Here is a 5,540-nt window from a genome sequence, read left to right as displayed (position 1 = left end):
GCGGCCGTCCCGGCCATGTCGCGCGGAACGCAGGCCAGGCTGGTGCGTCAGCCGCGCCTCCAGGTCGAGTCCGAGACGAGCGGTGGCCGCGCGCCGGTCTTCGACCTGGCGGACGCGCGCGCCCTCGACGCGATCCCCGAGCCCGATGCGGGCGACGTCTTCTTCGACTTCGAGGGCGACCCGCTCCACACCGAGGACGGCGTGCACTGGGGACTCGACTACCTCTTCGGGCTGGTCGACCCCGAGGCCCGCTTCACGGCGTTCTGGGCGCACACGATCCGCGACGAGCGGCAGGCGCTCGTGGACTTCCTGGCGTTCGTCGAAGCCCGACGCGAACAGCACCCGGGCATGCACATCTACCACTACGCGGCGTACGAGCGGACCCACCTGCTCTCGCTCGCGGCGCGTCACGGTGTGGGGGAGGACGCCGTCGACGACCTGCTCCGCGCCGGCGTCCTCGTCGACCTCTACCCGATCGTCCGCAAGGCACTCGTCGTCGGCAGCCGCAGCTACTCGATCAAGAAGCTCGAGCCGCTGTACGTGGGGTCCGACCTGCGCCTGAGCGACGTCACGAACGCGGCCGACAGCATCACCGCCTACGTCGACGCGATCGAGGAGCTCCGGAACGGCGACCGAGCGGCCGGGCAGCACATGCTCGACGAGGTCGCCGACTACAACGCCTACGACTGCCGCTCGACCCTGCGCCTGCGCGACTGGCTGCTGTCGCTGCGGGCTGCGTCCCCGGCGCCGGAGGTCGACGACGCGGTCGAGCTGTTGCCGCCGATCCCGGTCGACCGCGAGCCGACCCCGGTGTACACGGCGCTCGCCGCCACGCTCGACGGGGTCGACGCCCTCGACCGCACGCCCGACCAGACGGCGCTGGCGCTCGCCGCGGCCGCGATCGACTACCACCGCCGCGAGGCGAAGACCTTCTGGCAGGACCACTTCGACCGCCTCCGCAACCCGGTGGACGACTGGGCGGACACCCGCGATGTCCTCGTCGTCGATCGGGCTTCGGTCGAGCGGGACTGGGGCACGCTGCCGCGTGCCCGCTCGCAGTCACGTGAGCTCCGGTTGTCGGGGACGCTCGCGCCCGGCTCGCGGCTCCGGCCTGGAGGCACGCCCCACCTCGTCTACGACGACCCACTCCCGCCGTCGATCACCGCTCCGGCACCGGGATCGAAGGGCGCGTCGGCTCGCGCGGTCGTGCTGGACGCCTTCGACAACGGCGAGGCGTTCGAGGTGATCGTGAAGGAGAGCCTGCCGGTGGGCGGGGGCGAGCCGCACCACGACTTCCCGGTCGCCCTCGCGCCGGCGGCTCCGCCGCGGGCGAAGCCGCAGCCCGAGGCGATCGCGGAGTGGGGCCAGCAGGTCCTCGATGCGTTGCCGGCGATGCTGCCGGACCCCGCGTTCGACCTGCTCCGACGGGTCCCGCCGCGGGGTCCGATCATGCCCGTGCAGGGCGACGACACGGTGTCCGCGGTGGTGGCGACGCTGCTCGGCCTCGACCGGTCGTACCTGGCGATCCAGGGGCCTCCCGGGACGGGCAAGACCTACGTCGGCTCGAACGTTGTGGCCCGGCTCGTCCGCGAACACGGCTGGCGCGTCGGGGTCGTCGGCCAGTCGCACGCGACGAGCGAGAACTTCCTCGACTCGGTCGTGCGCGCCGGCGTTGCACCCGACCGCGTCGTGAAGGTCCCGAAGACCGGCACCTCGGACGAGGACGTCGAGTCGGCCGAGTGGACCGCCGTGAAGAACGGCGCCGCGATCGCCGCGTTCCTGTCGTCGTGCGCCGAGACGGGCACGGGCGGTGTCGTCGGCGGCACCGCGTGGACCTTCGCGAACGAGTCGACGGTCGCCCGTGGCTCCCTCGACCTGCTCGTTGTGGACGAGGCCGGGCAGTTCTCGCTCGCGCCGACGATCGCCTCGTCGGTGGCGGCGACCCGGCTGCTCCTCCTCGGCGACCCGCAGCAGCTCCCGCAGGTGTCGCAGGGTTCGCACCCCGAACCGGTCGACGAGTCGGCGCTCGGGTGGCTCGCCGACGGTCAGCACGTGTTGCCGGACACGTTCGGGTACTTCCTGGCGCGGACCCGGCGGATGGAACCCGCGCTGACCGCCTCGGTCTCCGCCCTGTCCTACGACGGGCAGCTCGCCTCGATGGTCTCCGGCCGACACCTCGCGGGCATCGACGCCGGCGTCCACCCGGTGCCGATCACGCACGTCGGCAACACGACGTCCTCGGTGGAGGAGGCCGCCCGCGTCGTCGAGCTGGCCCGGGACGTCGTCGGACGTCGGTGGGTCGACGGTGACACCGAACGGATGCTCACGGACGAGGACGTCATCGTCGTCGCGCCCTACAACGCGCAGGGCGCGGTCATCCGCGAGGTCCTCGACCGCGCAGGACTGCGGGGGACACAGGTCGGCACGGTTGACCTGTTCCAGGGTCGGGAGGCCGTCGTGTCGATCGTGTCGCTCGCGGCGTCGAGCGCAGCGGACATCCCACGAGGGCTCGACTTCCTGCTCATGCCGAACCGGTTGAACGTGGCGTTGTCCCGGGCGAAGTGGGCGGCGTACCTCGTCTACTCGCCGGCGCTCGCCACGGGCCTACCACCCTCGATCTCGGGGCTGTCGCTGCTCTCCCGGTTCATCGAGCTCGTCGAGCCCGCTCCCAGCGTCCGTTAGGCGCCGGGGTCGCTCTGGTCGGGGTCCTCGTCGGTCGACGGGACGCCGCTGCGCATCTGCGCGCGCATGGTCGCCAGGACGTCCGCGTGCAGGAAGTTGGCGTCCGCGGCGCTCGTCGGGTCGACGACGATGCCGAACTCCTCCGGCAGGGCCGTCACGAGCTCGGACATCGGGATCGGCCGTCCCTCGGTGTCAGGTAGGCCGGCGGCGAGTTCGGCCGGGTCGGTGAACACCGGGACGAACGGCTTGTCCCGGATGACCACGTGCGCGACGCTTCCACCGTCCGGAGTCCCCTCGGGCCGCCACGGCACCCACGCGGCGCTGCGCAGGAAGCCTGCGGGCGAGGTCGCCATCCGCCGGCGGAGTTCGGCGGCCGCGGTCGGCGGGGCGTTGTCGACGCCTCGACCGAAGGCCGATCCCGAGTGGTCGTTGGTGCTCATGCGGTGCTCTCCTGACGATCGACGACCATGCTGTCACGTCCGACCGGCTCGTCTGGACGGCCTGCGGCAGGCGCGGACTGGACGGGAGGGGCGATCGTGCGGGGCTGTTGACCGTTCTGGTTCGCGGAAGCCGGGGATCGCGAACCAGGACGGTCACGAAGCCGGAACGAAACCACTCCGCCGGACGCAGCCGTCGGCCTCAGCTCGACGAGATCGCCGCCGTCGTGGCCGCGGTGCTCGCCATCAGGGCGGCCGTGATCGCCGCCGCCTGGATGTCCTCGAGCACGGCCTTCACGGCGGGGCTGGCCCAGCTGCCCGAGGTGATCTCTTGCACGCGGGCCCGGTCGACCGTGCCGAACTGCTTGCGGAGCGTGTTCGTCGCGTCGAGCAGACCGATCACCGCCGCGGCGAACGGCGTGGGTTCGGCGCGTCCGGCCAGGACGTCTCCGATGCTCGCGCGGAGCAGTGCCTCGGGTCCGCCGTCCCGCTCGGGGTACTTCGTCGTGGGGAAGATGCCGAGGGCCTTCCCCTGTTCGAGCGTGATCACGCCGCGTGCGATCAGTCCGGCGAACACGTCGTCCCGTAGCGGTCGCTTGGCGATGCGGGTGACCCACCACTTCGCCGGGCGGGGCTTGTCGGCGGCCGCGATGGTGCCGACCACGCCGTCGAGGACCGGGTCGCCGGTGGCCGCACCGTTGACGACCCGGACGAGGCCGTCCCGCAGCGAGACGACCCGGCGCAGGGCGAGGTCTGCGAGGACGGCTCCGGCGAGCCCGTTGTCGAGCGTCTGGACGTCCGTCGACCAGCGCCCGTCGGCCTCGACCTGGAGCAGCGCGAACGCCTGCGGCACGGAGAGTTGCTCAGCCATGTCCGCAGCCTGCCACGCGTGGCGGGGGTGCGCCGCGCCTCCAGGCCGATGCCCAGCGCACGCCGAGGCGGGCGCGCGCGGGGCCGTGTGACTCAGTACGCGGCGGACTGGCCGCCGTCGATCGGCACGACCGTGGCGTTGACGTACGAGGCGTCGTCGGAGAGGAGGAACGCGACGACCGCGGCGATCTCGGGAGCCTCGCCGTAGCGCTTCGAGGGGTTGACCTGGATGAACTCCTCGGCGGCCTTGCGCGGGTTCTCCGGGTCGAGCTGCTTCATCGAGTTCTCGACCATCGGCGTCCAGATGGCACCGGGGGCGATGGCGTTGATGCGGATGCCGTGGCGGCCGTACTCGACGGCCGAGTTGCGGGTGAGGCCGACGACGCCGTGCTTCGCCGCGGCGTAGCCGGACTGGTTGCCGATGCCGCGGATGCCGCCGACGCTCGCGGTGTTGACGACCATGCCGGAGCCCTGCTCGCGCATGACCTTGAGGACCTTCTCGAGGCCGAGGAACACGCCACGCAGGTTGATCGAGACGACCTTGTCGAACTCGGCGGCGGTGAACGACTCGGTGGGGTTCTGCTTGCCCTCGATGCCGGCGTTGTTGAAGAAGCCGTCGATGCGGCCGAAGCGCTCGGTGGTGGCGGTGACGTACGCCTCGACCTGCGCCTCGTCCGAGACGTCGGCGACGGTGGTGAGGACCTCGGCGTCGGGCGTCGCCTCGAGGACGGCGGCCGTGGTGGCTTCGAGGCCCTCGGCGGAGACGTCGACGAGCGAGAGCGACGCGCCCTCGGCGGCGAGGCGGACGGCGGTGGCGCGGCCCAGGCCGGAGCCGCCGCCGGTGATGAGGACGACGCGGTCGGCGAAGCGGGCGGTCGACGTGCTGGTTGCGGTCATGGTGTGGAGGCCTCCTGCGGTCTTCGACGGTGAAGGGCTCGGGGTCCGCGGTGGAGCAGCGAGTCCGAACGATGCGTTCGCATCGACGGAAGATAGGCTACACCTGTTGTCCAGCTGTCCCCTCAGCAGTTCCTGAGGATCCGGGTCATCGCGTCCCGCTCCGCCGGGGTCACCCAGAGTCGGTAGCTCGACTTCACCGACACCTGGTGCTCGACGTAGGTGCAACGGAACGCCTTGTCGGCCGGCAGCCACGTCGCCGCGTCGCCCGACCGCTTCTGCGAGTTGGAGTGGCCGTCCACCGCGAACAGGTTCTCCGGGTCGTTGGCGAGGGCCTCCCGCTCCCGCTGCGACAGCTGCTGGGCGCCGGTCCGCCACGCGTTCTCCAGCGCGACGACGTGGTCGATCTGCACGAGCGTGGAGGTCGTGTTGCCCCGGACGAAGTCGATCGTCGCTCCGGTGTACGGCGACACGAGGGTCCCGGAGAGCACCCGGCACGGACCCTGGCGGCTGATCGCCGTGAGGTCCCGCGCAGCACGTCGTTGCGGGTGTCGCACCCGTTGTGGTCGACGTCGAGCCATGCCGTTGCCGAATCGGCGACCCGGTCGTACCCGGAGGCGGGCGCTTGCCCTTGACGGGCGCGCCCCGAGCTGCGCC

At 71.9% G+C, this 5,540-nt stretch carries 5 protein-coding genes; 1 reads left to right on the top strand and 4 read right to left on the bottom strand.

What is annotated here, in order from left to right:
* On the top strand, window positions 1-2,682 hold a 2,682-nt coding region (locus I5E_RS08975), incomplete at its 5' end, for a TM0106 family RecB-like putative nuclease (protein WP_022906682.1).
* Here the strand turns inward: I5E_RS08975 and I5E_RS08970 are convergent.
* From I5E_RS08970 to I5E_RS21490, 4 genes are all read right to left on the bottom strand, one after another.
* Window positions 2,679-3,122, bottom strand: a complete 444-nt coding sequence (locus I5E_RS08970) for an SseB family protein (protein WP_022906681.1) — start codon at window positions 3,120-3,122, stop codon at window positions 2,679-2,681. The two genes, I5E_RS08975 and I5E_RS08970, sit on opposite strands and share 4 nt — an antisense overlap.
* 199 nt (window positions 3,123-3,321) lie before the next feature.
* The gene (locus I5E_RS08965) at window positions 3,322-3,990 is read right to left on the bottom strand and encodes a GOLPH3/VPS74 family protein (RefSeq protein ID WP_022906680.1); all 669 of its coding nucleotides are present in this window, start codon (window positions 3,988-3,990) and stop codon (window positions 3,322-3,324) included.
* 92 nt (window positions 3,991-4,082) lie between these two features.
* Entirely contained in the window at window positions 4,083-4,886 is an 804-nt protein-coding gene (locus tag I5E_RS08960; protein ID WP_022906679.1) for an SDR family oxidoreductase, read from the bottom strand.
* 122 nt (window positions 4,887-5,008) lie between these two features.
* On the bottom strand, window positions 5,009-5,374 hold the full coding sequence (locus I5E_RS21490) for an HNH endonuclease family protein (RefSeq protein WP_261974882.1): 366 nt from the start codon (window positions 5,372-5,374) through the stop codon (window positions 5,009-5,011).
* Between the last annotated feature and the right edge of the window lie 166 nt (window positions 5,375-5,540).

This window comes from Curtobacterium sp. B18 (assembly GCF_000333375.1).
GTDB lineage: Bacteria > Actinomycetota > Actinomycetes > Actinomycetales > Microbacteriaceae > Curtobacterium.
Note: the sequence above shows the minus strand (reverse complement) of the source record. Positions and strands in the feature narration are given on the sequence as shown.